The 26147-nt window shown below is 71.1% G+C and carries 23 protein-coding genes and 1 riboswitch; of the genes, 7 read left to right on the top strand and 16 right to left on the bottom strand.

What is annotated here, in order from left to right:
- Positions 1–14 precede the first annotated feature (14 nt).
- Positions 15–113: riboswitch (ZMP/ZTP riboswitch) on the bottom strand.
- 134 nt (positions 114–247) lie between these two features.
- Entirely contained in the window at positions 248–1759 is a 1512-nt protein-coding gene (locus BGO91_RS05945) for a family 20 glycosylhydrolase (RefSeq protein ID WP_290471931.1), read from the top strand.
- Positions 1760–1784: 25 nt separating this feature from the next.
- Here the strand turns inward: BGO91_RS05945 and BGO91_RS05940 are convergent, their stop codons facing one another.
- Positions 1785–3026 carry a hypothetical protein gene (locus tag BGO91_RS05940; protein ID WP_290471930.1) on the bottom strand — a complete coding sequence of 414 codons (1242 nt, stop codon included), beginning with the start codon at positions 3024–3026 and terminating at the stop codon, positions 1785–1787.
- A 60-nt stretch (positions 3027–3086) separates the two neighbouring features.
- Here BGO91_RS05940 and BGO91_RS05935 point away from each other — a divergent pair, with 60 nt between their 5' ends.
- From BGO91_RS05935 to BGO91_RS05925, 3 genes are all read left to right on the top strand, one after another.
- On the top strand, positions 3087–4058 hold the full coding sequence (locus BGO91_RS05935; protein ID WP_290471929.1) for an ROK family protein: 972 nt from the start codon (positions 3087–3089) through the stop codon (positions 4056–4058).
- A 30-nt stretch (positions 4059–4088) separates the two neighbouring features.
- Positions 4089–5249 (top strand): N-acetylglucosamine-6-phosphate deacetylase, encoded by a 1161-nt coding sequence (gene nagA, locus BGO91_RS05930; RefSeq protein ID WP_290471928.1) that lies wholly within the window; start codon positions 4089–4091, stop codon positions 5247–5249.
- A 299-nt stretch (positions 5250–5548) separates the two neighbouring features.
- Positions 5549–7714, top strand: a complete 2166-nt coding sequence (locus BGO91_RS05925; protein WP_290471927.1) for a sigma-70 family RNA polymerase sigma factor — start codon at positions 5549–5551, stop codon at positions 7712–7714.
- Here BGO91_RS05925 and BGO91_RS05920 read toward each other — a convergent pair.
- From BGO91_RS05920 to BGO91_RS05910, 3 genes are all read right to left on the bottom strand, one after another.
- A complete protein-coding gene (locus BGO91_RS05920) occupies positions 7692–8909 on the bottom strand; it encodes an MFS transporter (protein ID WP_290471926.1) in 1218 nt (405 codons plus the stop codon). The two genes, BGO91_RS05925 and BGO91_RS05920, sit on opposite strands and share 23 nt — an antisense overlap.
- A 131-nt stretch (positions 8910–9040) precedes the next feature.
- On the bottom strand, positions 9041–9589 hold the full coding sequence (locus BGO91_RS05915) for a cysteine hydrolase (protein ID WP_290471925.1): 549 nt from the start codon (positions 9587–9589) through the stop codon (positions 9041–9043).
- Complete coding sequence (locus tag BGO91_RS05910; protein ID WP_290471924.1) at positions 9586–11070, bottom strand: cytosine permease; 1485 nt, start codon at positions 11068–11070, stop codon at positions 9586–9588. The genes BGO91_RS05915 and BGO91_RS05910 overlap by 4 nt, the downstream gene beginning before the upstream one ends.
- 84 nt (positions 11071–11154) lie before the next feature.
- On the opposite strand from BGO91_RS05910, the gene purU reads away from it, so the two are divergent.
- The 3 genes from purU to nagA (BGO91_RS05895) are packed head-to-tail and all read left to right on the top strand — an operon-like array spanning position 11155 to position 13566.
- On the top strand, positions 11155–12030 hold the full coding sequence (gene purU / locus BGO91_RS05905) for a formyltetrahydrofolate deformylase (protein WP_290471923.1): 876 nt from the start codon (positions 11155–11157) through the stop codon (positions 12028–12030).
- 22 nt (positions 12031–12052) lie between these two features.
- Entirely contained in the window at positions 12053–12415 is a 363-nt protein-coding gene (locus BGO91_RS05900; protein ID WP_290471922.1) for a YrdB family protein, read from the top strand.
- Positions 12412–13566, top strand: a complete 1155-nt coding sequence (nagA, locus tag BGO91_RS05895) for an N-acetylglucosamine-6-phosphate deacetylase (RefSeq protein WP_290471921.1) — start codon at positions 12412–12414, stop codon at positions 13564–13566. Before BGO91_RS05900 ends, nagA (BGO91_RS05895) begins: the two co-directional genes overlap by 4 nt.
- Positions 13567–13712: 146 nt before the next feature.
- On the opposite strand, the gene nagB is transcribed toward nagA (BGO91_RS05895), so the two are convergent.
- From nagB to BGO91_RS05835, 12 genes are all read right to left on the bottom strand, one after another.
- Positions 13713–14498 carry a glucosamine-6-phosphate deaminase gene (gene nagB, locus BGO91_RS05890; RefSeq protein WP_290471920.1) on the bottom strand — a complete coding sequence of 262 codons (786 nt, stop codon included), beginning with the start codon at positions 14496–14498 and terminating at the stop codon, positions 13713–13715.
- Positions 14491–15393, bottom strand: coding sequence for an ROK family protein (locus BGO91_RS05885; protein ID WP_290471919.1), 903 nt, complete (start codon positions 15391–15393; stop codon positions 14491–14493). The genes nagB and BGO91_RS05885 overlap by 8 nt, the downstream gene beginning before the upstream one ends.
- Entirely contained in the window at positions 15390–16925 is a 1536-nt protein-coding gene (locus BGO91_RS05880; RefSeq protein ID WP_290471918.1) for a glycoside hydrolase family 3 N-terminal domain-containing protein, read from the bottom strand. Before BGO91_RS05880 ends, BGO91_RS05885 begins: the two co-directional genes overlap by 4 nt.
- A complete protein-coding gene (locus BGO91_RS05875) occupies positions 16922–17821 on the bottom strand; it encodes a carbohydrate ABC transporter permease (RefSeq protein WP_021762937.1) in 900 nt (299 codons plus the stop codon). Before BGO91_RS05875 ends, BGO91_RS05880 begins: the two co-directional genes overlap by 4 nt.
- Positions 17818–18678 carry a carbohydrate ABC transporter permease gene (locus tag BGO91_RS05870; RefSeq protein ID WP_290471962.1) on the bottom strand — a complete coding sequence of 287 codons (861 nt, stop codon included), beginning with the start codon at positions 18676–18678 and terminating at the stop codon, positions 17818–17820. Before BGO91_RS05870 ends, BGO91_RS05875 begins: the two co-directional genes overlap by 4 nt.
- A 204-nt stretch (positions 18679–18882) precedes the next feature.
- On the bottom strand, positions 18883–20229 hold the full coding sequence (locus BGO91_RS05865) for an extracellular solute-binding protein (RefSeq protein WP_290471917.1): 1347 nt from the start codon (positions 20227–20229) through the stop codon (positions 18883–18885).
- A 98-nt stretch (positions 20230–20327) separates the two neighbouring features.
- Positions 20328–21611 (bottom strand): ROK family transcriptional regulator, encoded by a 1284-nt coding sequence (locus BGO91_RS05860; RefSeq protein WP_290471916.1) that lies wholly within the window; start codon positions 21609–21611, stop codon positions 20328–20330.
- Positions 21612–21719: 108 nt separating this feature from the next.
- Complete coding sequence (gene nrdF / locus BGO91_RS05855) at positions 21720–22694, bottom strand: class 1b ribonucleoside-diphosphate reductase subunit beta (protein ID WP_290471915.1); 975 nt, start codon at positions 22692–22694, stop codon at positions 21720–21722.
- Positions 22695–22757: 63 nt separating this feature from the next.
- Complete coding sequence (nrdE, locus tag BGO91_RS05850) at positions 22758–24914, bottom strand: class 1b ribonucleoside-diphosphate reductase subunit alpha (RefSeq protein ID WP_290471961.1); 2157 nt, start codon at positions 24912–24914, stop codon at positions 22758–22760.
- Complete coding sequence (nrdI, locus tag BGO91_RS05845) at positions 24911–25309, bottom strand: class Ib ribonucleoside-diphosphate reductase assembly flavoprotein NrdI (RefSeq protein ID WP_290471960.1); 399 nt, start codon at positions 25307–25309, stop codon at positions 24911–24913. The genes nrdE and nrdI overlap by 4 nt, the downstream gene beginning before the upstream one ends.
- Positions 25310–25317: 8 nt before the next feature.
- Complete coding sequence (nrdH, locus tag BGO91_RS05840; protein ID WP_290471914.1) at positions 25318–25554, bottom strand: glutaredoxin-like protein NrdH; 237 nt, start codon at positions 25552–25554, stop codon at positions 25318–25320.
- A gap of 206 nt (positions 25555–25760) precedes the next feature.
- A partial coding sequence (locus tag BGO91_RS05835) for a cell wall-binding repeat-containing protein (RefSeq protein WP_290471913.1) occupies positions 25761–26147 on the bottom strand: 387 nt, incomplete at its 5' end.

The following is a 26147-nucleotide window of genomic DNA, read 5'->3' as shown; positions in this document are numbered from 1 at the left end:
GGATGGACAGTGTACGTATCGACCCAGGCGCGCGGCCGAATCCACCCATGCTTTCGAGGTACCGTCGTCGCTCCCCGATGGTGACCATCTGAGCGCCAGTCGCGACGTCGCCCAGCATAGCAAAGGCGGCCGGGTCCCGGGCCCTTGCTCATTAGTTAGGAGGCCTGCGATACTCGCTGGTGGCCGTCCGACGGGGTGGACGGACATGGCCGATCACCCGAAAGAGCCAGCCGCGTTAGGAGCCTCCGTGGTCGTACCCCGCCCAGTCGAGCTCGAGAGCACGACCGATGCACCGTTCGTCCTCGGGCCGACGGCCCGGATCAGCGTCGCCGGCGCCGGAGCGGAGGCCGTGGCCGCGCTCCTGCGCGACGCGCTCCGCAGCGACTGCCGCCGCGAGCTCGTCGTCGTCATCGAACCGCCCGAGTACGGCGACATCGCCATCGTGGTCGCCGACGACGAGGGGCCGGACGGCCACCGCGAGGAGGGCTACTCCCTCGACATCGCGGCGGAGGGCGTGCGGATCGGAGCGGCCACCGCGGCCGGCGCCTTCCACGGCGTGCAGACGCTGCGTCAGCTCGTCCCCGCCTCCTGCTCCGACGACCCGCTGACGATCGAGGCGGTGCGCGTGCGGGACCATCCGCGATACGCCTACCGCGGCGCGATGCTCGACGTCGCCCGCCATTTCTTCCCCGTGCGGGATGTCGAGCGCTTCATCGACGCGATCGCGCTGCTGAAGGTCAACCACCTCCACCTGCACCTCACCGACGACCAGGGGTGGCGGCTCGAGATCGCGTCGTGGCCCGAGCTGACCCGCGTCGGCGGGTCGACGGCGGCGGGAGGAGGCGCGGGCGGCTTCTACACGCAGGACGAGTACCGCGGCCTCGTCGCCTACGCGGCGGAGCGGCACATCACGATCGTCCCCGAGATCGACATGCCGGGACACACGAACGCCGCCCTCGCGTCGTACCCGGCCCTCAACCCCGACGGAACGGCACCCGCGCTCTACACGGGCACGACCGTCGGGTTCAGCACCCTGATGACCGGCGACGCGACGACGGAGCGGTTCCTGGCGGACGTCATCGGCGAGGTCGCCGCCCTGACGCCGGGGCCGTTCCTCCACATCGGCGGCGACGAGTGCCTCAGCACGTCGCGCGAGGACTTCGTCGCCTTCATCGAGCACGCCGCGCGTCTCGTCGCCGAGGCGGGGAAGACGCCGGTGGGCTGGCACGAGATGGGGGCCTGCGACGCGCTCCCGGACGGGACGGTGGGCCAGTACTGGGACTACCGGACGCCGCGCGGATCGGCCGCCGACGACATCCTGTCGTTCGTCCGCCAGGGCGGCGCGGCCATCCTCTCCCCCGCCGACGTCGCCTACCTCGACATCGTCTACGAGGAGGGCGACCCGATCGGCCAGGACTGGGCGGACGGCCCCACGACCCTGCGCGACGCCCTGACGTGGGACCCGGCGCGCATCGTCCCCGGCCTCGCCGAGGCCCACATCCTCGGCGTCGAGGCGCCGCTGTGGACCGAGACGGTCACCACCATCCAGGAGGCCGAGGAGATGGTGTTCCCCCGCCTCGCCGCGGTCGCCGAGATCGGCTGGTCGCCGGCGCCCGCCGACACCGAGCCCGTGGAGGCCGCGCGCGACTTCCCGGAGTTCGCCGCGCGTCTCGCCCGGCTCGCGGAGCACTGGGATGCCGCGGGCACCTCCTATCGCCGCACCGCCGACGTGCCGTGGCCGGAGAACGCCCCGAGCTGATCGGCACCGCCCGCCGGAGAACCGATCAGGGGTAGCCGAGGAACCACAGCAGGATCAGGGCGACCGGCTGCAGCGCGACGCCCGCGACCAGCACGATGGTCCGCGCCCGCGGACTGTGCGTGAGTCCGCGGGCACCGCCCAGCGGCGCGAGCGGGAGCAGGAGGCGGAACAGGCTCTGCTGCGGCAGGAACACCGCCACCAGGTAGAGGCCGTAGCTGGCCGAGTAGGCCACCACCTCGGTGCCGAGGTCGCGTACGCCCGGCCGGCGCAGCAGCCAGACGAAACCGGCGATCACCGCGACCACCAGCAGCACCCCGGCGATGCCCGCGTACTTCCAGGTGAAGAGGAACCACGGCGTCAACGGCACGAACGACACGTGCCCGACGAAGCCGGTCCACCATGAGAGCTCGGTGGAGACATAGGCGTCGGGCGTCCCGGTCGCCTGCGACGCGATGAGCGGCCAGGCCAGACCGGCGACCGCGGTCACCGCCCCGGCGACGAGCACGGCGACGCGCTCGCGCATCCCGAACGCGCCGGCGCCCCGGCGGTCCTGCACGAAACGCACGACGAACACGACGGCGAGCGCCAACGGGATCGCGAGCGCCCCCGGTTTGGCGAACGCCGCCGCCACGGTGAAGGGGATGACGAGCCAGTATCGTCGCCGGATCATCGCCAGGAGCGCGGCGAACATCAGGAAGAAGAACATGCTCTCGGCGTAGGTGATCTGCAGCACGAACGAGAGCGGCCCGAAGCAGAAGAACACGGTCGCCCAGAGGGCGGAGACCGTTCCTCCCCTGGCGTTCACGATGCGGTAGAGCACAAGGGCGGCGCCGGCGCCGAAGAGCGTGGCGACGACCACGCCGGCGGGGGCGAACGGAAGGCCGGTGACGGTCATCAGCCCGCGGACGACCAGCGGGTAGAGCGGCAGGAACGCCCACGGGTTCTGCTGCACGTCGCCGCCGCCATCGGTCGGGAGCGTCGTCGGATACCCGCCGGAGGCGATGCGCTGGTAGAACGAGCCGTCCCAGGACGACGAGAAGGTGAAGAAGGTCGGATCCTGCCGCGAGCTGGCGAACGGCCAGTGCCCGACGGTCGCCGCGACGTACAGCGAGAGCATGAACACCGTCGTGAAGATCCGCGAGGAGGCATAGACGATCAGGATCGCGCCCCACCAGGGGAGGTCGCGACCGGCCAGGCGCACCCGGTCTCCGCGTACGCGCGTCCCGGCTCCCGGCGTGGGCGCTGTGCTCGTGATTCCCGCTGACATGCTCAGCGGGATACTACTCCGGTGCGCATGCGGCGGCGCCGGGGATGGGATCCTGTACATGTGAACGTACTCACCGACCTCTCCTCCGCTCCCCTGGGTCCCGGTGCGCCGGTGCTCGCCGTCGATGTCGGCGGGACGGACATGAAGGCCGCGCTGATCGACGCAGACGGGCGGATCGTCGAGATCCAGCGCCGCCCGACCCCGCACGAGGGCGCCGGCACGGCGGACGCCGTCGTGGCGGCCGTGGCCGCGATCGCGGGCGGGTTCCGGGAAACGCATCCGGAGATCGAGCCGGCGGCGCTCGGCCTGCTGGTGCCGGGTCATGTGGACGACGCGCGCGGAGTCGGCGTCTTCGCCGAGAACCTCGGCTGGCGCGAGTACCCGTTCCGCGACCGCGCGGCGGACGCGCTCGGCGTGCCCGCCTCGTTCAGCCACGACGTGCGCGGCGCCGGCCAGGCGGAGAAACGGCTGGGCGCCGCGGCGCCCTACCGGGACGTGGTCTTCATGGCGATCGGCACCGGGATCGCCGGCGCCGTCTTCCTCGACGGGCGCCTGCTGGTGGGCGGCGGCCTGGTGGGCGAGATGGGTCATTCCCGGGTCGCGGACGGACCGGTCTGCGCGTGCGGCGGCATCGGCTGCCTCGAGGCGGTGGCGTCGGCGGCGGCGATCGCGCGCCGGTACAACGCGGCGACGGGAGCGAGCGTTCCGGGAGCCCGGGAGGTGCTCGAGCGCGCCTCCGCGGGCGACGCCGACGCGATCACCGTCTGGGAGAGCGCTCTGGATGCCCTCGCCCTCGACATCTCGCACACCGTCGCGCTGCTCTCGCCCGAGGCGATCGTGATCGGCGGCGGACTCTCGCAGGCGGGCGACGCCCTCTTCGTGCCGCTCGCCGAGCGTCTCGAGGGCATCCTCACCTTCCAGCGTCGCCCGGCGCTGCTCCCGGCGAGCATCGGCGAGAACGCCGGCGTGATCGGTGCCGCGCTCCGGGCCCGCGACCTGCTCGACGCCGCGGTCCCCCAGCCGGTCGCCTGACCGGGTGCGGGCGACGGTATCGTCGATGAAATGACCGCGCATGTGATCCATTCCGCCCGTCTCGTCACCGACGGCCACGTCGTCCACAACGCGTGGGTGCGGTTCGAGGGCAGCACGATCGCCGCCACGGGCACCGGAGACGACTGGCGCGCGGCGGTCGTCGCCGAGGACACGGTCGCGGTCACGGACGCCGACGGCGCGTGGCTGACGCCCGGTTTCGTCGACATCCACGGGCACGGCGGCGCGACCGCGAGCTACGACGACGGCCCGGAGAGCATCCGGCGGGCGCTCGATCTGCACCAGCGCCACGGCACCACCCGCGCGGTCGTCTCGCTGGTCACCGCGCCCGTCGACCGCCTCGCCGAGAGCGTGCGCGCGATCGCGGCGCTCAGCCGCGAGGACTCCCGCGTGCTCGGCTCGCACCTCGAGGGCCCGTTCCTCGACGTCGGCCACAAGGGCGCCCACGAGCCGAGCCTGCTGCGCTCGGCGACCCCGGACGACATCGGCCGCCTGCTCGACGCCGCCGACGGCACCCTGCGGCAGATCACCCTCGCCCCGGAGCTGCCCGGCGGCCTGGACGCCGTGCGCGCCTTCCGCTCGGCCGGCGTCGCCGTCGCCGTCGGCCACACGGCGGCCGACTACGCGCAGACGATGGAGGCGTTCGAGGCGGGCGCGAGCATCCTGACCCATGCCTACAACGGCATGGACGGCGTGCACCACCGCGCTCCCGGACCGGTCGCCGCCGCCACCCGCACGCCCGGCGTCACTCTCGAAGTCATCAACGACGGCGTGCACGTGCACCCCGAGGTCGTCCGGATGCTGTTCGCCGCGGCTCCCGGCCGCGTCGCGCTCATCACCGACGCGATGGCCGCCGCGGGAGCGGAGGACGGGGACTACCTGCTCGGATCGCTGGCGGTGGAGGTCCGCGACGGAGTCGCGCGTCTCGCCGAGGGCGGCTCGATCGCCGGTTCGACGCTGACGCTCGACGACGCCCTGCGGCGCGCGGTGCAGGAGGTCGGCCTCCCCGTGGAGGACGCGGTGCTGGCGCTCACCCAGACGCCCGCGACCGCGATCGGTCGCGGCGACGAGCTCGGCCGGCTCGCCCAGGGGTACGCGGCGGACGCCGTGCTGCTCGACGACGACTTCCGGGTGCTCCAGGTCTTCACGGACGGCGACCCCGTCGCCCGCTGAGCGCGGAAGCACGTCCGCGCGGGGGCCGGCGGGGCTCGGGGCCGGATCCGTGTGCTGGATCCGGCCCTCGAGGATCCCCTCGACGATGCTGATCGGCGTTCGGGTCGTCGGTCATCACCGTGCTCGTGCCGGTTCGGGTCCGGCACGGGCGTGGCGCGGACGCCCCCTGTGCGGCGGCCACGTCTTGAGAGACCGGCACCTCCTCGATCCATGACGCCGGTTCGGTGAAATATTTCGACGACTCCCGTCGGCGGCTTCCGCACAGCCCTTTCGCGGCCCGAATGCGGGAGAATCGTGGGATGCCCGACGTGTCCGATCTCTCCGACCTCCAGCTGGTCGACGCGACGCGTGCGGGCGATCGGGACGCCTTCGCGGAGCTCTGGCGTCGGCACGCCCGCGCCGGGCTCACGGTGGCCAGGGCGCACAGCGATCTGGACGCCGACGACCTCGTCGCCGAGGCCTACGCGAAGATCTACCAGGCGATCGCCAACGGGCACGGGCCGACCTCCGGGTTCCGGGCCTATCTGTTCACGACGGTGCGCAACGTCGCGGCCTCGTGGGGCCGCCGTTCGCGCGAGACCCCGATCGAGGACGCGGACGCCATCGAGGATCCGGCTTTCAGCGAGGCAGCCGGCTTGGAGGCCCTCGACCGCTCCCTGACCGCGACCGCCTTCCGCACCCTGCCCACCCGGTGGCAGGAGGTGCTCTGGTACTGCGAGGTCGAGGGCATGAAGCCGGCCGACGTCGCGCCGCTGCTCGGCATGTCGGCGAACGCCGTCGCCGCGCTCGCCTACCGCGCGCGGGAAGGTCTGCGCCAGGCGTGGATCCAGGCGCACCTCGCGGCCGTTCCCGAAGACTCGGACTGCCACTGGACGACCGAACGGCTCGGCTCGTACGCCCGCCACGGACTCGGCAAGCGCGAGACCGCGAAGGTGGAGGCGCACCTGCTCGACTGCGCCCGCTGCAGCATCGTGGCGGAGGAGGCGAAGGACGTCGGCTCGAGGATGGCCCTGGTGCTCCTGCCGCTGATCGCGGGTGTCGGCGGCGCGACGGCCTACACGGCGTGGATGCAGAGCGGCGCGCACACGGTGCCCTACGCGCTGGGCGCAGCCGGGGCCGCGATGCCCGCTGCCGCCACCGGGAGCGCCGGCACGACGACGCTGGGTGCGTCGGCCGCCGGTTCGACCGCGGGTGCGTCGGGCGCGGCCTCGGGAGGCTCGGCCGGCGGTGCGGGCGGTGCCGGCTCGGGCGCGAGCGCCGCCGCCGTCACGTCCCTCGCCGTGGGCGGCGTGCTCGTCGCCGCCGCGGTCGCGGGGGCGTTCGTCTTCGGCCCCGCGCTCTTCGCGTCGACGCCCGCACCGACCAGCGCCGCCGTCGCCGATCCCGCGTCGCCGTCGGCTCCCGGTCCGTCCGTCCCCGCCGATGCGGTGGACGCCGCACCGCAGGCACCGGCAGCGCCCGCCCCCGCCTCCCCCGCACCGGTCACCCCTGACCGCCCCTCCACGGTGGTCTCTCCGGCCTCCCCTGCCCCCGCCGCTCCCGGCGCGACGGCTCCGACCTCGCCCACCGACCCGACGACGCCGGTCACCCCCACTGCGCCGCGCCCGCAGCCTCCCGTGCTCTCCGGCGCTTTCCCGGCCGACGGCTACGCCACGAACGCCCAGGCCCTCGACGCCTCCGGCACCGGAGCGCCGTCAGCCGCCATCGCGGTGACCGCAGCGCGCGCGCCAGGCTCGGACGTCGGCGCGGACGTCCCGGCGGTCGCCGCGGCGGCGCTCTCGCTCGGCACCACGACCGCCGACGCGCACGGCTCATGGGACCTCGCCGTCGATCTGTCGGCTCTGGGCGACGGGAGCTGGACGCTCTCCTTCACGCAGACCACGGCCGGCGGCACCTCCGACGCCGTCGCACGCACGCTGGTCGTGGATCGCACGGCCCTCCCCCCGCAGATCGCGAACGTCGACACCGGCTCCGGCGCGTCCGCCGGCTCCGCCGCGCCGATCGTCTCCGGGACGGCGGAGCCCGGCGCGACCATCGACGTCTCGGACGGCGATGTGCTGCTGGCGACCGTCACCGCCGACCCCGCCGGCTCGTGGACGACGCCGGAGCTCGTCCTCGCCCCACCCTCGTTCGCGCTGACCGCCCGTCAGACCGACGTGCTCGGCAACGTCTCGGACCCCTCCGCGCCCGCGACGGGCACCGTGCTGGCGCCGTCGGTGACGGCCATGTCCGCGGGCATGTCCATCACGATGACCGCGTACGGGCTGCCCGGCACGCGGCTCCTCCTCTACGTCGACGGCCGCGCGAGGGACCAGTGGCTGGAGACGGGCGCCGACGGCACCGCCTCGCAGGAGTATTCGTGGACGGGCGCGCCCGGCACCTACCGCATCGGGTTCGGCTACGACTTCGGCGACCGCCACGGGGTCGTGGTGGACGCTCCGGTCATGCTGCCCGGGCTGCTCTGACGGACATCCTGCCGACGACGAGCACCAGCACCAGCGAGACCGCCAGCAGCACGATGTAGACGATCGGCAGCAGCATCAGACCGCCCGCGTCGAAGATCAGCGAGCCGAGGAGCGCTCCGCCGCCGATGCCGATGTTGAACGAGGTCGTGTAGAGCGCGCTCGCGGTGTCGCGGAACGCGGGCGACGAGGTGTGCAGCAGGCGCGTCTGCAGGAGCGGAGGGAGCGCCCCGAAGGCGAGCCCCCAGATCACGAAGGCGATCAGGGCGAGCACCGGCTGGCCCGCGAACGCCGCGAGCCCCGCGACCGCCACGCCGGTCACGACCAGGGCGAGCAGCAGCCCGAACTGCGGGCGCGGGCCGAGGACGGATCCGGCGAGCACGAGGCCGATCGCGCCCGCGATGCCGTAGATGAACAGCAGGCCGCCGACGTCGCCGGGCGCGATGCCCATCGGGCCGGTGAGGAACGGCACCACGAACGTGTAGAACGAGTAGTGCCCGATCATCGTCACGGCGGCGATGAGGCAGACCATGATGACGGTCGGGATGGTGCGGTCCTTCGGGCGCGGGATGCTGCGATCGCGGCGCCCGGCCGCAGCCTCGTCGCGCTCGACCGCCGGGAGGAAGCGCCAGACGAGCAGGGCGCCGACGAACATCAGCCCGGCGAGGATCCCGAACGAGAGGCGCCAGCCGAAGAGGTGCCCGGCGAAGGTGCCGAGCGGGACCCCGAAGACGAAGGCGAGCGTCCCGCCGCCGAGGGTGATCGAGACGGCGCGGCCGATCTGCTCCTTCGGGACGAGGTGCCCGGCGTACGCGCCGACGATCGACCAGAACATGCCGTGGGCGACGCCGCCGATGATGCGGGAGGCGACGACCCAGATGTAATCGGGCGAGAAGGCGGTGAGGAGGTTCGAGAGCCCGAGCACCACGAGCACGCCGACGATCATGCCGTGCCGCGGCCAGCGCCGGGTGAGGGCGGTGAGCGGGGTGCTCGTGACGACGACGGTGAAGGCGAAGACGGTGACCAGGAGGCCGACCTGCGCCTCGCTCACACCGAGCGACGCGCTCATGTCGGGCAGGAGCCCGGTCGGGATCATCTCGCTCGTGACGGAGAGGAACACGGCGGCGGCGAGCGCGAGCAGGCCCACCCAGGGGAACTTCGGAACGGTTGCCAGTGGCGACGTTGAAGAGGCAGTCATGGAGGTGCTGTCCAACGAACGGCGTTTCCCCCTCGATCCGGCCGATGCGTCGGCGAGAGAGGAAGAGAGGGTCGACTACGCGCTGATGTGCGCGCCCAGGGCCGTGCGGGAACCACCGACCGCAGAAGAGTCTACCGGAATGTCCCGAGGATCGACTCGGTGGTCTCGATCCGGATGAGGGGTGCGTAGAGCGCCATCGCGTCGAGCGCACGCTGGTGGTCCACCTCGGTGAGCCCGGCGCACGCGTCGGCGGCCACCCGCACCCGCACCCCGGCGTCCGCGGCGGGGAGAGCCGTCGACAGCACGCAGCAGTCGGTCGAGACGCCGGCGAGCACGATCTCGTCCGCGCCGCCGATGGCCTCCCGCAGCCCTCTCCCCCACTTGCCGAAGGTCGTCTCGGTCACGTCGGTGTGCCCGCTGTCGCGGAAGGCGGGCACGAGGTCGTAAAGCGGATCGTCCGGCGGGACGAGCGCGAAGGGCCAGTCCTCGTAGTAGCGCGCCCAGGCGCCGTGCGGCTCGGCGGGCGCCGTGAAACGGGTGAAGACCACGCGGTCGCCGAAGGCGGGCAGCAGCCGGGCGACCCCGACCTCCGCATCGGGGAAGCCCGGCGTCGACCAGGCGCTCGCGGGGCTCGCGAAGACCTCCTGCATGTCGATGACGACGAGCACGGGAGCGCTCACCGCTCCTCCTGCCGCCGGATCGCGCCGCGCGAGAAGAGCCCGGTGCCGGCGAAGCCGATCACCAGGGCGATGAGCACCCCGAGGTTCGCGGCGGCCCAGGCGCCCGTCGTCCCGCCGAGGCCGAGCGGGCCGAGCAGGTAGCCCTGCCAGCTCAGCCAGGACGCGGCGCTGTTCGTGACGAGCCCCCAGCCGATCGCCGTGCCCAGCACGATGAGCGCGATCGGCAGCCAGCGCACGGATCCGTACCGGCCGCGCGGGTCGTAGAGCTCGGCCTCCGCGTAGTCGCGGCGGCGCAGGGCGATGTCGGCGATGAAGATGCCGCACCAGGCCGCGATCGGCACGCCGAGGGTGATGAGGAAGCCCTGGAACGGCACGAGGAAGTCGCCCGCGAAGAACACGACATAGATCGCGCCGGCCGTCATGATCACCCCGTCGATGCCCGCGGCGACGTACCGGGGCACGCGCACGCCCACGCTGAGGAGGGCGAGCCCGGACGAGTAGATGTCGAGCACCGCGCCGCCCACCAGGCCGAGCACCGCGACGATCACGAACGGCACGAGGAACCAGGTCGGCAGGAGGGATGCGAGCGCGCCGATCGGGTCGGCGGCGATGGCCTCCGACAGCGAGCTCGACGAACCGGCGAGCAGGATGCCGAAGACCAGGAGCAGGACCGGCGCCAGGGACGAGCCGAAGGTCGTCCATCCCACCACCCCGCCGCTGCGCGTCGAGCGGGGCAGGTAGCGCGAGTAGTCGGCCGCCGCGTTCACCCAGCCGAGGCCGAAGCCGGTGAGCATGAACACGAAGCCGCCGATCACATGCGGCGCGTCTCCGACGGGCAGCGCCCCGACCGCACCGAGGTCGATGTGGCCGAGCGCCAGCGCGATGTAGAACAGCGTGAGCACTCCGGTGACGATCGTGATGACCATCTGCATCCGCATGATCAGGTGGAAGCCGATCACGCCGCCGACCACGACCAGCGCGACCACCACGATCAGAGCGACGAGCTTGGTGACGACCCCGCCCTCCCAGCCGAGGCGCTCGAACACGGTCGCGGTCGCCAGCACCGCCAGCGCGGTGAGCACGGTCTCCCAGCCCACCGTGAGCAGCCACGAGAGCAGCGACGGGACGCGGTTGCCCCGCACGCCGAAGACAGCCCGGCTCAGCACCATCGTGGGCGCCGAGCCCCGTTTGCCCGCGAGCGCGATGATGCCGCACAGCAGGAAGGAGGCGACGATCCCGACGACGCCGACGATCGTCGCCTGCCAGAACGAGATCCCGAACCCGAGCAGGAAGGAGCCGTAGCTGAGCCCGAACACGGACACGTTGGCGCCGAACCACGGCCAGAAGAGCCCGCTCGCGCGGCCTGTGCGCTCGCTCTCGTCGATCGTGTTGAGCCCGTTGAGCTCGACGCCGAACGCCGAGCCGGGCGCGGGGAGGGAGGCGGGCGCCCGGTCGGGCGCGTCCTCGCCGGTGCTGGTCATGCACCGATCCAAGTGCACGCGCCCCGCCCCGTCAACAGCGGTCGGCGACACGGAGCAGCCCTCGCGGGACGATATCCTGAGCCGATGACCGCGACCTCCGAGACCCCCGGCCAGGCCAATCACTGGGTGCTGACCTTCAGCTGCGCCGACCAGCCGGGGATCGTGCACGCCGTCAGCGGGGCGATCGTCTCCGCGCGCGGCAACATCACCGAGAGCCAGCAGTTCGCCAGCCTCGACACCGGCCGCTTCTTCATGCGGCTCCAGGTGGAGTCGGGCGCGAGCCGCGAGGAGTTCGAGAGCGCCCTCGCGCCCGTCGTCGAGCGGTTCGGGATGTCGCACAACGTCGACTACGTCGGTCGCCCCCTGCGCACCCTCGTGCTCGCGTCCACCGCCGCGCACTGCCTCAACGACCTCCTCTTCCGCCAGCGCGCGGGACAGCTGCCGATCGAGATCCCCCTCGTGCTCTCCAACCACGGCACGCTGCGCGACCTCGCCGGCTTCTACGGCGTCCCGTTCGAGTCGCAGGCCGTGACCGACGCGGAGTCCAAGGCCGCGTTCGAGGCGCGCGTGCTCGCCGCGGTCGAGGAGCACGACATCGAGCTCGTCGTCCTGGCCCGCTACATGCAGATCCTCTCCCCCGAGCTGTGCGAGAAGCTCGCCGGCCGCGCGATCAACATCCACCACTCGTTCCTCCCCGGCTTCAAGGGCGCCAACCCCTACCGCCAGGCGCACGCGCGCGGCGTGAAGCTGATCGGCGCGACCGCGCACTTCGTGACCAGCGACCTGGACGAGGGCCCGATCATCGAGCAGAACGTGGTGCGCGTCGATCACTCGCAGACGGTGCAGCAGCTCGTCGCGATCGGCCAGGACGAAGAGAGCCGCACGCTCACCCAGGCGGTCAAGTGGTTCGCGGAGGACCGCGTGCTGCTCGACGGCGCCCGCACCATCATCTTCCGCTGAGGCCCGCCGGTAGAATGGCGTGGTGACTTCCGCGCAAGACCAGCAGGCCCGCCTCCGGATCGGACCCAACGACATCCTCCGGTTCGTGCTCGAGCTCTTCGCCGTGGTCTCGCTCGGCATCTGGGGATTCGTCGCGTGGCCGCTGCCCTGGAACATCGTGTTCGGCATCGCGACACCGGTCGTGGCCATCCTGCTGTGGGCGCTCTTCCGCTCCCCCAAGGCCGTGCTGCACGTCGACGTGTTCGTCAAGGCGCTGGTCGAGGTGCTCGTGATGGGCGCGGCGGCGTTCGCCTGGTGGGACCTCGGTCAGCCGATCGTCGCGGTGGTCTTCGCGGTCATCGCGACCGTCAGCGGCGTGATCAACGGGCGACGCGAGCTCTCGTGACCGCGCTCGTCGTCCATGACGCCCGCAAAGTGGATGCGGACGGGCTGGTCGACGAGTTCTGGCTGGTCGCCGACGGCGGCACGATCGTCGCCACCGGTTCCGGCACGGGGTGGCACGAGGCGGCCCGCGCTCCCGGCGCGACCGTGATCGACGCGGGCGGGCATTGGCTCACGCCCGGCTTCATCGACCTCCACTGCCACGGCGGCGGCGGTCACCCGTACGACGACGGCCCGGAGGAGATGCTCGCAGCCCTGGCGACGCATCGCGCGCACGGCACGACGCGCTCCCTCGTCTCGCACGTCGCCAATCCCCTCGCCTCGCTGCGCGAGAGCCTCTCGATCGTCGCCGACCTGGCCCACGCGGACCCGCTCGTGCTCGGCTCGCACCTCGAAGGCCCGTTCCTCGCCGTGGAGCGGCGCGGTGCGCACGACGCCGACTTCCTCCGCGAGCCGGGGCCGGCCACCGTCGAGGAGCTGATCGGCGCGGCCCGCGGCACGCTCCGCACCGCCACCATCGCTCCCGAGCTGCCGAACGCGCTGGAGGCGATCGGCGTGCTGATCGAGGCGGGCGTCGTCGTCGGCGTCGGCCACACCGCCGCGGACTACGACCAGGCGGCGCGCGCGTTCGAGGTGGGCGCGCGCCTGCTCACGCACGCGTTCAACGCGATGAACGGCATCCACCACCGCGCGCCGGGCCCGGTCATGGCCGCGATCGACAACCCCGAGGTGACGCTGGAGCTCATCCTCGACAGCCTCCACGTGCACCCCTCGGTGGCGCGGCTGCTCTTCACCGCCGCCCCGGGCCGGGTCGCGCTGGTGACCGACGCGATGGCCGCAGCGGGCGCGTCCGACGGAGACTACCGGCTCGGCGGGCTGAACGTCACCGTCAAGGACGGTCTCGCCGTGCTCTCCGGCACGTCCACCATCGCGGGCTCGACCCTGACGCAGGATGCGGCCCTGCGCGTCGCCGTCGGCCAGGTCGGCCTCGACCCGGTGCACGCGGTCACGGCGCTGACGCACACGCCGGCCACGGTCCTCGGCGAGGGCCACCGCTTCGGGCGCCTGCAGAGCGGCTACGCCGCCGACGCGGTCGTGCTCGACCACGAGTGGCACGTGCGCACCGTGGTCGCCGACGGCCGCATCCTGAGCTGACCCCGGCCCGCACCGGTTCTGCAACACCGGCTCGAAACGCCGGAACTCCGGAGGCCGGTCACGACACGTGGGGCGCTCCCCGTTCGAACGGTGGATCGCTGCGTGCCGGGTCCGATCTCCGGAGTTCCGGTGGACGCGGGTGCGTCCTACAGCTTCTGCCAGGCCGGCTTGTTCGCGTAGGCGTAGCGGTAGTAGTCGAGGTTGCGCAGGTGCGAGGCCGCGGCTTCGTCGACCAGCACGGTGACGCGCGGGTGCAGCTGGATGGCCGAGCCCGGGTTGGAGGCCGAGATCGGTCCCTCCACCGCATCGGCCAGCGCCTCCGCCTTGCCCTCGCCGAACGCGAGGAGCAGCAGGTGGCGGGCCTTGAGGATGGTGGAGAGGCCCTGCGTGATGCAGTGCATCGGCACGTCGTCCTCGGAGTCGAAGAAGCGGGCGTTGTCCTTGCGGGTCTGCTCGGTCAGCGTCTTCACCCGGGTGACCGAGGCGAACGACGAGCCGGGCTCGTTGAAGCCGATGTGACCGTCGGTGCCGATGCCGAGGATCTGCACGTCGACCCCGCCCGACTCGGCGATGGCCTTCTCGTAGTCGGCGCCGGCGTGCTCGATGGTCTCCCGCGCGCCGTTGGGCACGTGGATGAGGGAGGGCGTCAGGCCCAGCGGCTCGACGACCTCGCGGTGGATGACCGACCGGTACGACTCGGGGTGCCCGGCGGGCAGGCCCACGTACTCGTCGAGCGCGTACCCGCGCACGTGCGAGACGTCGACGCCGCGCTCGGAGATCAGCGACGCCAGCGCCCGGTACACGGGCAGCGGTGTCGACCCGGTCGCGAGTCCGAGCACCGCGTCCGGCTTGCCGGAGATCAGGTCGACGATGCTCTCGGCGGCCAGGGCGCCCGCGGCGGCCTGATCCTTGACGACGACGACTTCAGCCATTCGTTCCTCCTACGATCGCGGCCCCGAGGGCGGCGATGGGTGATCCTGGTGGGACGAGGCGCACACGCTTGGGCAGCGCGAGCGAGGCGAGGAACGGCGATGTCCGCTCCCAGTCCTCGAGCACCTCGTGGACGTCGCCGAGCAGCGGGTCGCCCAGATGACTGAGGCCGCCACCGATCACCACGGTGTCGACGTCGACGGCCAGCACCAGGACGCGCACTGCGGCAGCGATGCCCTCGGCCAGCCTATCCTTGATCGCCTGCGCTTCGCCGTCCCCGGCGGCGGCCGCCTGGAACAGCGAGCGGGCCGGCAGCACGTCGTCGGTGCGCCACTGGCGGGCGATGCCCGACCCGCTGGCCACGGTCTCGAGGCAGCCGCGCTGCCCGCACGCGCACTCGGCGCCCGCGGGGTCGATCGGGATGTGCCCGATCTCGCCGGCGATGCCAGAGGCGCCGCGCCACAGCCGGCCGTCCACGACGATCCCGGCGGCCATCCCGGTGCCGAGGTTGAGGTAGGCCATCGTGCCGTTCAGGCCGAGCACGTCGTAGGCGCCGAGCGCGGCGGCCTTGACGTCGTTCTCCACGCGAACGCGCACCCCGAGCCGCTCGGCGAGCTCGCCGCCGAGGGGCAGGCGGTCCACACCGAGGTTGACGGCGTGCGCGACCTCCCCGGACGCGGTGTCGACCAGCCCGGGGATGCCGATGCCGATCGAGGCGAAGCCGGGGGCGTCGATGCCGGTCAGCTCCCCGATGCGCGCGACGGCCGTGAGGGCCGTCTCCACGACGGCGGGGCTGCCGAAACCGGTGACGAGCCGGATGCGATGAGCGAGCACACCGCTCTCGTCGACGGCGACCGCGTCGGTCTTGGTGCCGCCGATGTCGATCCCGAGCCTCATGAGCCGGGGCCGAGGAGGTCGAGGAGGGCGCGGCCGAGCAGACGGGAGGCGCCGAACGTCGCGATGTCGGCGTAGCGGCGGTCGTCGGCGGGCCAGCCCATGTCGACCACGAGCACGTCGCCGCGTTCCGCGCGGAGCCGGTCGATCGTCTCGCGGGCGAACGCGTGCCGGTGGTTGTCCTTGCCGATCACGATCACCGGGCCGTCGGGGAGACTCGTCGGCGCGGAGTCCTCCTCGGTGACCTCGACGACGGGCAGCGCGGCGAACGCAGCGGCGGCCCCGTCCTCCGCACCGGTCGCGGTCTCGGCGAAGGGGCCCCACGGGGCCGTGCCGACCGCGATGTTCGCGACGGTCTCGAGCCGGACGACGCCCGAGGCCCTGCGGCCATCCCGGAGCCAGGAACGCGCCGCATCCGACAGCTCGAAGGCCGGGACGATCGCGCGCGCTTCGACCGGATCGATCACGAGCGCGCCGGACGACGCGGAGCCTGCCTGCGCGGGCTCCACGTCCGCACGGAGTTCTGCGGCCAGGCCGATCACACGACCGGCCGCCTCCTCGACGCGCTCGACGGTCAGCCGGCCTGCGGCGATCGCGTCCGCGACCGCCTCGACGATGGCCGTCAGCTGCTCGTCGGTGTTCTCGGTGCCGAGGCACAGCAGGTCGCAGCCGGCGGCGAGCGCCAGGACGGCGGCCTCCGGGATGCCCCGCTCGCCGCTCGCGCCGAGCATGTCGAGCGCGTCCGTGACGACGAGTCCGTCGAATCCGAGCTCTCCGCGCAGCAACCCCTCGACGATCGGGTGGCTGAAGGTGGCGGGCAGGGCCGCGTCCAGCTGCGGCAGGAGGATGTGGGAGGTCATGACGGTGCGGGTGCCCGCCTCCACCGCGGCACGGAACGGCACCAGCTCGCGCTCGCGCAGCTCGGCGGCCGACAGATCGACCACGGGCAGCGCGAGGTGCGAGTCCTGCGCGGTGTCCCCGTGACCGGGGAAGTGCTTCGCGCAGGCCGCGACGCCGGCCGACTGGAGGCCGCGCACCCAGGCGGCGCCCTGCTCGGCCACCACGGCCGGCGAGACGCCGAAGCTGCGCACGCCGATCACCGGGTTGTCCGGGTTGGAGTTGATGTCGACGTCGGGGGCGAAGTCGAGGTTCACACCGACCGCGCGCAGCTCGGCCCCGACACGGGCGGCGACCTGCTCGGTGCGCTCGGCGTCGCCGAGGCGGCCGAGCACGGCGTTGCCCGGGTAGGGCGATCCGGTGGCGTAGTAGAGGCGGGTGACGTCGCCGCCCTCCTCGTCGATAGCCACGATCGCCTCGGGGTTCGCCGCGTAGATCGCGTCGGTCAGTGCCCGCAGCTGCTCTGCGGACACGATGTTCGGGCCGAACACGCACACGCCGCCGAGGCCGTCCCGCAGCCGTCGCTCCAGCCAGCCCGGCAGTGTCGTGCCGACGAATCCGGGGAGGAGGGTCGCGGCGATGCGGCGGGCGAGGCGGGGGTCGAGGAGGCGGGGTTCGGCGGCGGCCGTGCCGGTCACCCCTTCACCGCCCCGCTGACGAGCCCGCTGGTCATCCGGCCCTGCACGATGAGGAAGAAGATGATCACCGGCACCGCGACGAGGGTCGAGGCGGCCATGACCTGGCCCCAGTCGGTGGCGCGGGAGGCGGACTGCTGGATGAAGCCGCGCAGCCAGAGCGGCAGCGTCTGGCTGCTGTTCTCCTGCAGGATGACGAGGGCGACCGTGAACTCGTTCCACGCCTGGAGGAACGCGTAGACGCCGGAGGCGACGAGACCCGGGGCGAGGAGCGGGAAGGTGATCCGCAGGAACGCCTGGGTGCGGCTGAGACCGTCCACCATGGCGGCCTCCTCGAGGTCGGCCGGGATGCCGGCGACGAAGCCGCGCAGCATCCAGATCGTGAACGGCACGACGGCCGCGATGTAGAGGATGCTGACGCCGATGACGCTGTTCAGGAGGCCGAGGCTCCCCATCAGCTTGTACTGCGCGATGAACAGGCCCTCCGCCGGCAGCATCTGGATCAGCAGCACGGCGAGCACGAACGACGTGCGGCCGCGGAAGCGGAACCGGCTGATGGCGAGTGCGGCGAGGAAGGCGAAGGCGAGGCACACGACGACCGTGATGAGCGCGATGGTGAGGCTCATCCCGAGCGCCGGGAAGAACGTGCCCCCGTCGATGACCGCGGTGAAGTTGTCGAACGAGCCGCCGAACGGCAGCCACGTGGGCGTGGAGTTCTGCAGCACCACGTTCGGCAGGAGGGACGAGTTGACCATCCAGTAGACCGGGAAGACCCAGATCAGGGCGAGGACGATTGCGACGACGCCGAGCACGATGCGGGAGGGCCGCACCTTCTGGCGCAGCTTGCGGGCGGGTGCCGCGGTGGCGGCGGTGGCGGATGCGGTGGACGCGGTGGTCACGACTCGTCCTCCTTGATCAGCGAGCGGACGTAGAACCAGCTCAGGGCGACGGTCAGGATCAGGACGAACACCGAGACGGCGCTGGCCATCGCGAAGTCGCTCGATCCGACGCCGAGCTGGTAGATGTAGGTGCCGAGCAGGTTGGTCTCGCTGGCGATGGAGCCCTTGTCCTGCAGGAGCTTGATCTGGGTGAAGACGCGCAGGTCCCAGATGATCTGGAGCAGCAGCACGATCCCGAGCACCGGCCGGATCATCGGCAGGATGATGTAGCGCAGCCGCTGGAAGCCCTTGGCGCCGTCCATCTGCGCGGCCTCGAGCACCTCGCCGGAGACCTGGGTCAGGCCGGCGTAGACCGAGAAGGCGACGAACGGGACGCTCATCCACACCACGATGATCATGGCGACGAAGAAGAACGAGAGCGGGTTCTGCAGCCAGTTGTGACCCTGGAAGTCGAGGCCCCAGGAGCTCAGCACGTTGTTGATGAGGCCGCGGCGCCAGTCGAACAGCCAGTTCCAGACGGTCATCGCGGCGACGACCGGCATGGCCCAGGCGAGCAGCAGGGCGATCTGGAGGATGACGCGAACGACGGCGTTGACACCGGTCATCAGCAGGGCGAGCCCGACGCCGATGATCACGGTCACGGCGGCGGTGACGAGGCAGAACGCGATCGACCGGCCGACGACGATCCACATGTAGGGGTCGGAGAACAGGGTGATGTAGTTCTGGAACCACACGAACGGGGCGGGCTGGCCGAACTGCTGGGCGAGCCCGAAGTGCTGCATCGAGGTGATGACCTGCCACACGATCGGGTAACCGAGTGCGAGCAGCAGGATGGCGATGGCCGGCAGCAGCAGCATGTAGGGCGCGAGCTGGCGCTTGCGGGGGCGGGGGGCTCCCTGCTTCGGCGAGCGCGCCGGGCGGGCCGGGCGGCCGGTCGCCGCGGGGGTCTGCTGGGTGGTGGTCACGTCGGTCCTCCTTCCGAGAATCATGGGGGCAGGAGCGAGGGCGCGGAAGGGGTGCCTTCCGCGCCCTCACCTGCTAGGTGTTGCGAGAGGGAACGACTAGTTCTTCTCGTTGAGGAGTGCGTCGATCTTCGTGTCGTACTCCTGGGCGAGCGCCTTCAGGTCGGACGCGTCGCGGATCTTGGAGAAGAACTCCTCCATGACGTTCGCGGCCTCGACCTTGGCCCAGCCCGGCGCGGCCGGGGTGAGCTTGGAGTTGGACGCGGACTCGATGAGCGCCTTCGCGAACTGGTCGTCGCCGAGCGAGGACATGTAGTCCGAGTTCGCCGGGCCGAGGCCGTTCTTGCCGAGCATCTCCTGGTACTCCTTCGAGAAGATGATCTTCAGGAGGGTCTTGGACAGGCCCGGGTTCTTGGACTTGGCCGAGATGCCGATGTTCGATCCGCCGGCGAAGACCGGGGCGGGCTTGCCGTCGTTGCCCGGCAGGACGAACGTGCCGAACGTCTGGTCGTTCCAGGTGCGGACCGGCTTGCCGTCCTTCTCGGACAGGTCGCCGATCGACCAGTGCGCCCATCCCGGCGCCATGATCGTCGCGGCGGCGAGCGACGTGTCACCGGTCTTGTTGCCGGTGGCGTCGACCGTCTGGTCGCTGTCGTTCAGGTAGATGTACTGGTTCGAGTCCTTGGCGTCGTTCGGCGCCTTGGAGGCGTTCTTGTAGATGTCCTGCAGCTGCTGCAGGCCCTTCAGCGAACCCTCGGAGTCCAGCGTGGCCACCCACTTGTCGCCCTGCTTCTTGGCGATGTCCCCGCCGTTGGCGAAGATCCAGGAGATGCCGTCGCGCCAGTCCTGACCGCCGAGGAAGAAGCCGGAGAAGTTCGGGATCGCCTTCGGGTTCTTCGCGGTGATGTCGGCGACCGTGGTGTTGAACTGGTCGAGCGTGGTCGGCACGGTGGCGCCGGCCGCGGAGTAGACGTCCTTGCGGTAGAACATGTAGCGCGAGCCGAAGTAGTACGGCAGCGTGTAGTTCTTGCCGTCGACCTTTCCGGCGTCGACGAAGGACTGCAGCAGCTTGTCGCCGCCGAGGTCCTTGTACTCGTCGGAGATGTCGAGGAACGCGCCGACGTTGGTGAACGTCGGGGACTGGGTGTTGCCCATCTCGGTCACGTCCGGGGTGTTGTTCGCGTCCGGGAGGGCCGTGGTGAGCTTGGTGACGATGTCGCCCCAGTCCTGCTGCTCGATCTTGAGCGTCGCGCCGGTCTCCTTGTTGAACTCGGTCTTGAGGTAGGTGCGCAGCGCATCCGGGGTGTCGGAGCCGACCAGCCACAGGGTGACCGTCTTGCCCTTCCCGTCGGTGCTGGGCGCCGATGATCCGCCGGAGGCGCATCCCGCGAGCACGAGAGCGGAAGCTGTAGCCACAGCGGCGAGGCCGACGAGCTTTCTCTTCATTGCACTGTCCTTTCAAAAATGATCGGGCTTTGTTCAGGTGGTCAGTGTGTGCGGTTGCCACACCGTGGTGCAGGGGTCGGTGGATCCGGATTGCTGTGTTACGAGACCCCGAGCCGTCCGGAGAGGACGAGTACGGCCGCGCCGCGCAGGACGATGTCCTGCCCCTGCGTGGTCATCCGGAGCGCGAGGTCGGCGTGGTTCTCGGCCATCGTCCGGCTCCGGAGCGTGTGGATGGTCGCCTCGGCGAGGGGACCATCGAGAAGGTCGGTCGGGCCGCTGAGCACGATCTCCGACAGGTTGAGGGCGCCCACGACGGGGGCGAGGGCGATGCCGAGCCGCTGGCCGGCCTCACGGAGGGCCGGTGTGACGTCCGCACCGGAGGCCTGGGCCTCGGCGATGCCGTTGCGCAGCTGCGGGACGCTGAGCCAGTGCTCCAGCACCTGGTCGCGGCTGTAGGTGGCCTCGAGCCCGAGGTCCGTCCCGACCATAACCTGACCGATCTCGCCCGCGGCGAAGTGGCTGCCGTAGACGAGGGCACCGGCGACGATCAGCCCGGCGCCGATACCGTGGCCCACGCGGATCAGCATCAGGTCGCCGGTCGCTCCGCCGTAGCTGTGCTCCGCGAGCACCGCGGCGTTGGCGTCGTTGGCGACGATCACGGGGAGGCCCGTCGCAGCCTGGAGCTCCGCCTGCAGGGCGAGACCGTGCCAGCCGAGGTTGGGGGCGGTGAGGATGGTGCCGGCGAGGTCGACCACACCGGGCGAGCCGACGCCGATGCCGAGCACCGGCGCGGTCGCGAGCCGGACGAGGTCGTCGACGAGCCGCCGGACCTTCGCGGTGGCCGCGTCGCCGGTCGCGCCTTCCAGCGGCACCTCCGCCGAGGCGAGGATCGCGCCGTCGAGGTCCATCACCGCGCCGCGGAAACGGTCGTGGTCGCTGAGGTCGACGCCGATGATCTGGTGCGCGGTCCGGTTGATGTCGAGGAGCACGGCGGGCTTGCCGGGACGGGCGGACTCCCGCTGCCCCAGCTCGACGACCAGCCATTCGGCGATCAGCTCGGCGACCAGGTCGGACACGGTGACGCGGGTCAGGCCGGTCTCGCGGGCGATGTCGGCGCGGCTGAGCTCCCCCGAGCGGTACAGCGTCTGGAGGACGAGCGACCGGTTGTGGCTGCGGGCGTGCTCCGGGAGCACCTTGGCCCGCGGTCGCAGCGCGCGTCCCGGGACGAGCCCCGCGCCGGTGACGCCGGCACCGGTCGCGCCGGTCGCGGTGCCGGCGACGGGCGCACCATGCACGGCCACGACCCTCGGGACCACGGTCGATTCCGCGGTGGCGGAGGCAGCCGTAGCGGCTCCCGTTCCCTGCGTCTTCGTCGTGGTCATGTTTGTTAGTAAAGCTTACGAACAAAAGAAATGCAAGCAGAACTTCGGACGGAATTCACGTGGTGTTCGCCGGAGGGCGAGCTGCTCGGGTGCAGCTCGCCCTCCCCCTCAGAACGCCCAGTCCTCGTCCTCCGTCTCCACCGCCGTCCCGATGACGTACGACGACCCCGACCCCGAGAAGAAGTCGTGGTTCTCGTCGGCGTTGGGCGAGAGGGCGGACAGGATGGCGGGGTTCACGGCGGTCGCCGCGGCCGGGAAGAGCGCCTCATAGCCGAGGTTCATCAACGCCTTGTTCGCGTTGTAGGCGAGGAACTTGGTCACGTCGTCCGTGAGCCCGACGCCGTCGTAGAGGTCGGCCGTGTACTCCAGTTCGTTCTCGTACAGGTCCTGGAGGAGCGAGTAGGTATAGTCCTTCAGCTCCTGGCGCTGGCGCTCCCCCACCCGCTCCAGCCCGCGCTGGTACTTGTAGCCGATGTAGTAGCCGTGCACGGCCTCGTCGCGGATGATCAGCCGGATGAGGTCGGCCGTGTTGGTGAGCGTGGCCCGGCTCGACCAGTACATCGGCAGGTAGAAGCCGGAGTAGAACAGGAACGACTCCAGCAGGGTCGATGCCACCTTGCGCTTCAGCGGGTCGTCGCCGGTGTAGTAGTCGAGCACGATGCGCGCCTTCTTCTGCAGCGCCTCGTTCTCGGTCGACCAGTCGAACGCCGCGTCGATCTCGGGAGTGGAGGCGAGGGTGGAGAAGATCGACGAGTAGCTCTTGGCGTGCACCGACTCCATGAACGCGATATTCGTGTAGACGGCCTCCTCGTGCGGGGTGAGGGAGTCGGGGATGAGCGAAACGGCGCCGACCGTGCCCTGGATGGTGTCGAGCAGGGTCAGCCCGGTGAACACCCGCATGGTCAGCGTCTGCTGCTCGGGGGTGAGCGTCGCCCAGGACTGCACGTCGCCCGAGAGCGGTACCTTCTCGGGCAGCCAGAAGTTGGCGGTGAGGCGGTTCCACACCTCGACGTCCTTCTCGTCCTCCACCCTGTTCCAGTTGATGGCGTCGACGCGCCGGATGAGCGCGACCTTCTCGGTCATGGTTCTCCTCGTTCGTTGGTGTGGATCGTGTGATTCGTGCCGGCCGCGCACGACGCGCAGGGGTCAGAGCATGCAGCTGACGCAGCCCTCGACCTCCGTGCCCTCCAGGGCGAGCTGCCGGATGCGCACGTAGTAGATGGACTTCACCCCCGACCGCCAGGCGTGGATCTGCGCCCGGTTGATGTCCCGGGTCGTGGCGGTGTCGGGGAAGAACAGGGTGAGCGACAGCCCCTGGTCCACGTGCTGGGTGGCCGCGGCATAGGTGTCGATGATCTTCTCGGGCCCGATCTCGTACGCGTCGCGGTAGTACTCGAGGTTGTCGTTCGTGAGGAACGGCGCCGGGTAGTAGACCCGGCCGAGCTTGCCTTCCTTGCGGATCTCGACCTTCGAGGCGATCGGGTGGATGGAGGACGTCGCGTTGTTGATGTATGAGATCGAGCCGGTGGGCGGCACGGCCTGCAGGTTCTGGTTGTAGAGCCCGTGCTCGCGCACGCTGTCGCGCAGCGCCTCCCACTCCGCGATCGTCGGGATGCTCACGCCCGCCTCCGCGAAGAGCGCCCGCACGCGATCCGTCGCCGGCTCCCACGCCCGGTCGGTGTACTTCTCGAAGAACGCGCCGGAGGCGTACGCCGACTCGGCGAAGCCGCCGAACGTCTCGCGGCGCTCGATCGCGATGCGGTTGGAGGCGCGGAGGGCGTGGAACAGCACCGTGCAGAAGTAGATGTTCGTGAAGTCGATCCCCTCAGCGCTGCCGTAGTGGATGCGCTCCCGCGCCAGGTAGCCGTGCAGGTTCATCTGGCCGAGCCCGATGGCGTGGGCGCTGTCGTTGCCGCGCTCGACCGACGGCACGGCCGACAGCCGGCTCTGATCCGAGACGGCCGAGAGAGCGCGGACCGCGGTCTCCACGGTCAGCCCGAAGTCGGGCGAGTCCATCGCCATCGCGATGTTCAGGGAGCCGAGGTTGCACGAGATGTCCGTGCCGACGTGCTGGTACGAGAGGTCGTCGGAGTAGGTGCTGGGGCTGTTCACCTGCAGGATCTCGGAGCACAGGTTCGACATGTTGATGCGCCCTGCGATCGGGTTCGCGCGATTCACCGTGTCCTCGAACACGATGTACGGATAGCCGGACTCGAACTGGATCTCGGCCAGCGTCTGGAAGAACGCGCGCGCGTCGATGGTGGTCTTCCGGATGCGCGGATCGGCGACCAGCTCGTCGTACCTCTCGCTCACCGCGATGTCGCCGAACGGCACCCCGTAGACGCGCTCCACGTCGTACGGGCTGAACAGGTGCATCGGCCGGTTGTCGCGCGCGAGCTCGAACGTGATGTCGGGCACCACGACGCCGAGCGACAGCGTCTTGATGCGGATCTTCTCGTCCGCGTTCTCGCGCTTGGTGTCGAGGAAGCGCAGGATGTCGGGATGGTGCGCGCTGAGGTACACCGCACCGGCGCCCTGCCGCGCACCGAGCTGGTTGGCGTAGCTGAACGAGTCCTCGAGCAGCTTCATCACGGGGATCACGCCGGAGGACTGGTTGCGCACCTGCTTGATGGGAGCGCCCGCCTCCCGGATGTTGGAGAGCAGCAGGGCGACGCCGCCACCGCGCTTGGAGAGCTGCAGCGCCGAGGTGATCCCGCGGCCGATGGACTCCATGTTGTCCTCCATGCGCAGCAGGAAGCAGGAGACCAGCTCGCCCCGCTGCGCCTTGCCCGCGTTGAGGAAGGTCGGCGTCGCCGGCTGGAACCGGCCCGCCATCATCTCGTCCACGAGGCGCCCGGCGAACTCCTCGTCCCCGGCCGCGAGGGTGAGCGCGACCATCACGACGCGGTCCTCGAAGCGCTCGAGATAGCTGCCGCCGTCGAAGCTCTTGAGGGCGTAGGAGGTGTGGAACTTGAACGCGCCGAGGAAGGTCGCGAACCGGAAGCGGTGCGACTCCGCACGGGACGTGAGGCGTTCGACGGCGGCGACCGGATAGCGGTCGAGCACCTCCGGGTCGTAGTAGTCGTTGTCGACCAGGTAGGCGAGGCGCTGCGCGACGGAGTCGAAGCGGAGGCTGTTCGGCAGGATGTGCTGGCGGAAGTACTCGCGCGCCGCCTCGTGATCCCGCTCGAACTGGATCCGTCCGTCCTCGTCGTACAGGTTCAGCATCGCGTTGAGCGCGTGGTAGTCGGCCGCGGGAGCGTCCGCGGTCAGCGCGTCGGCGGTCAGGGTGTCGGCGGTCAGTGTCGCCACAGTGTCTCCAATCCGTTCTGGACCGCGGCGACGTCCTCGGCGGTGCCGAAGAGCTCGAAGCGGTAGTGGTGGGGCACGCCGCATTTCGCCGCGACGATGTCGCCGGCGATGCCGTAGGCGGCCCCGAAGTTGGTGTTGCCTGCGCCGATCACGCCGCGCAGGAGGCGACGATTGCCGTCGTCGTTGAGGAAGCGGATGACCTGCTTGGGAACGGCCGCCCGGTCCTCTCCCCCGCCGTAGGTGGGGAGGACGAGCACGAACGGCTCGGTCGCGTGCAGGCTCGGCTCGTGCGCCCGCAGCGGGATGCGCTGCGCCGGCACGCCGAGCTTCGTCACGAAGCGGTGCGTGTTCTCCGACACGGACGAGAAGTAGACGAGACCGCTCACGGCACGGGTCACTTCCCGAGCTTCGTCGCGACCCGTCCGATCAGATCGGGCCGGAAGCCGGACCAGTGCTCGTCGTCGGTCACGACGACGGGCGCCTGCGCGTAGCCCAGCGCGCGCACCGCGGCGAGCGCGGCGTCGTCGGTGGTGACGTCGACCACCCGGTACTCGATGCCCTTCCGATCGAGGGCCGTGTAGGTGGCTGTGCACTGCACGCACGCGGGCTTGCTGTAGACGACGATGCTCATGTCCTGCGCCTTTCATGTCAACGGGATGCCGGAGCGTTAACACTACATATAGGGGCGGCGCGACACGCCGAACACTAGATGATGTGGTTATTTCCGGCGTTGACCGGCACGGAGCGGGAACGATGTGAGGCAGGATCCGGCCGCGGGGACGCGCAAGGGCCGGGTGGACGACGTCCACCCGGCCCTCGTGCATCCCGCGCCCGGGATCAGCAGTGTTCGAGCGTGTCCAGCCCGGGATGCATGACCGCCGGGCCTCCCACGACCGTGACGGCCGTGACCGTGCCCGCCGCGAGCTTCGCGCGCAGCGGCCCGGAGACACAGCCCCACGGCATCGGGTAGATCGGCGCCTTCTGCTTCGCAGCGAGGACGACGCCGCTCAGCGCGTCGGCGAATCCGGAACCCGACGCCAGGAGCGCGCTCGTCGACTCCGGGAAGGCGAAGTCGGCCACGGCCGCGGCGGTCGCGAACCGATCGGCTCCGGAGACCCTGGTCGTGGGCGCGAGGGAGCCGAACGCCGCCACCAGGCTGTCGGGCATCACCGTCGGGCCTCCGACCACGACGATCCGGGACGGCTTGAGCGTGGCGATGACGGC

It is taken from the genome of Leifsonia sp. 71-9 (genome assembly GCF_001898805.1).
Classification (GTDB): domain Bacteria; phylum Actinomycetota; class Actinomycetes; order Actinomycetales; family Microbacteriaceae; genus Leifsonia.
The sequence above is the reverse complement of the archived record's forward strand: the minus strand, read 5'-3'. Positions and strand labels throughout refer to the sequence as shown.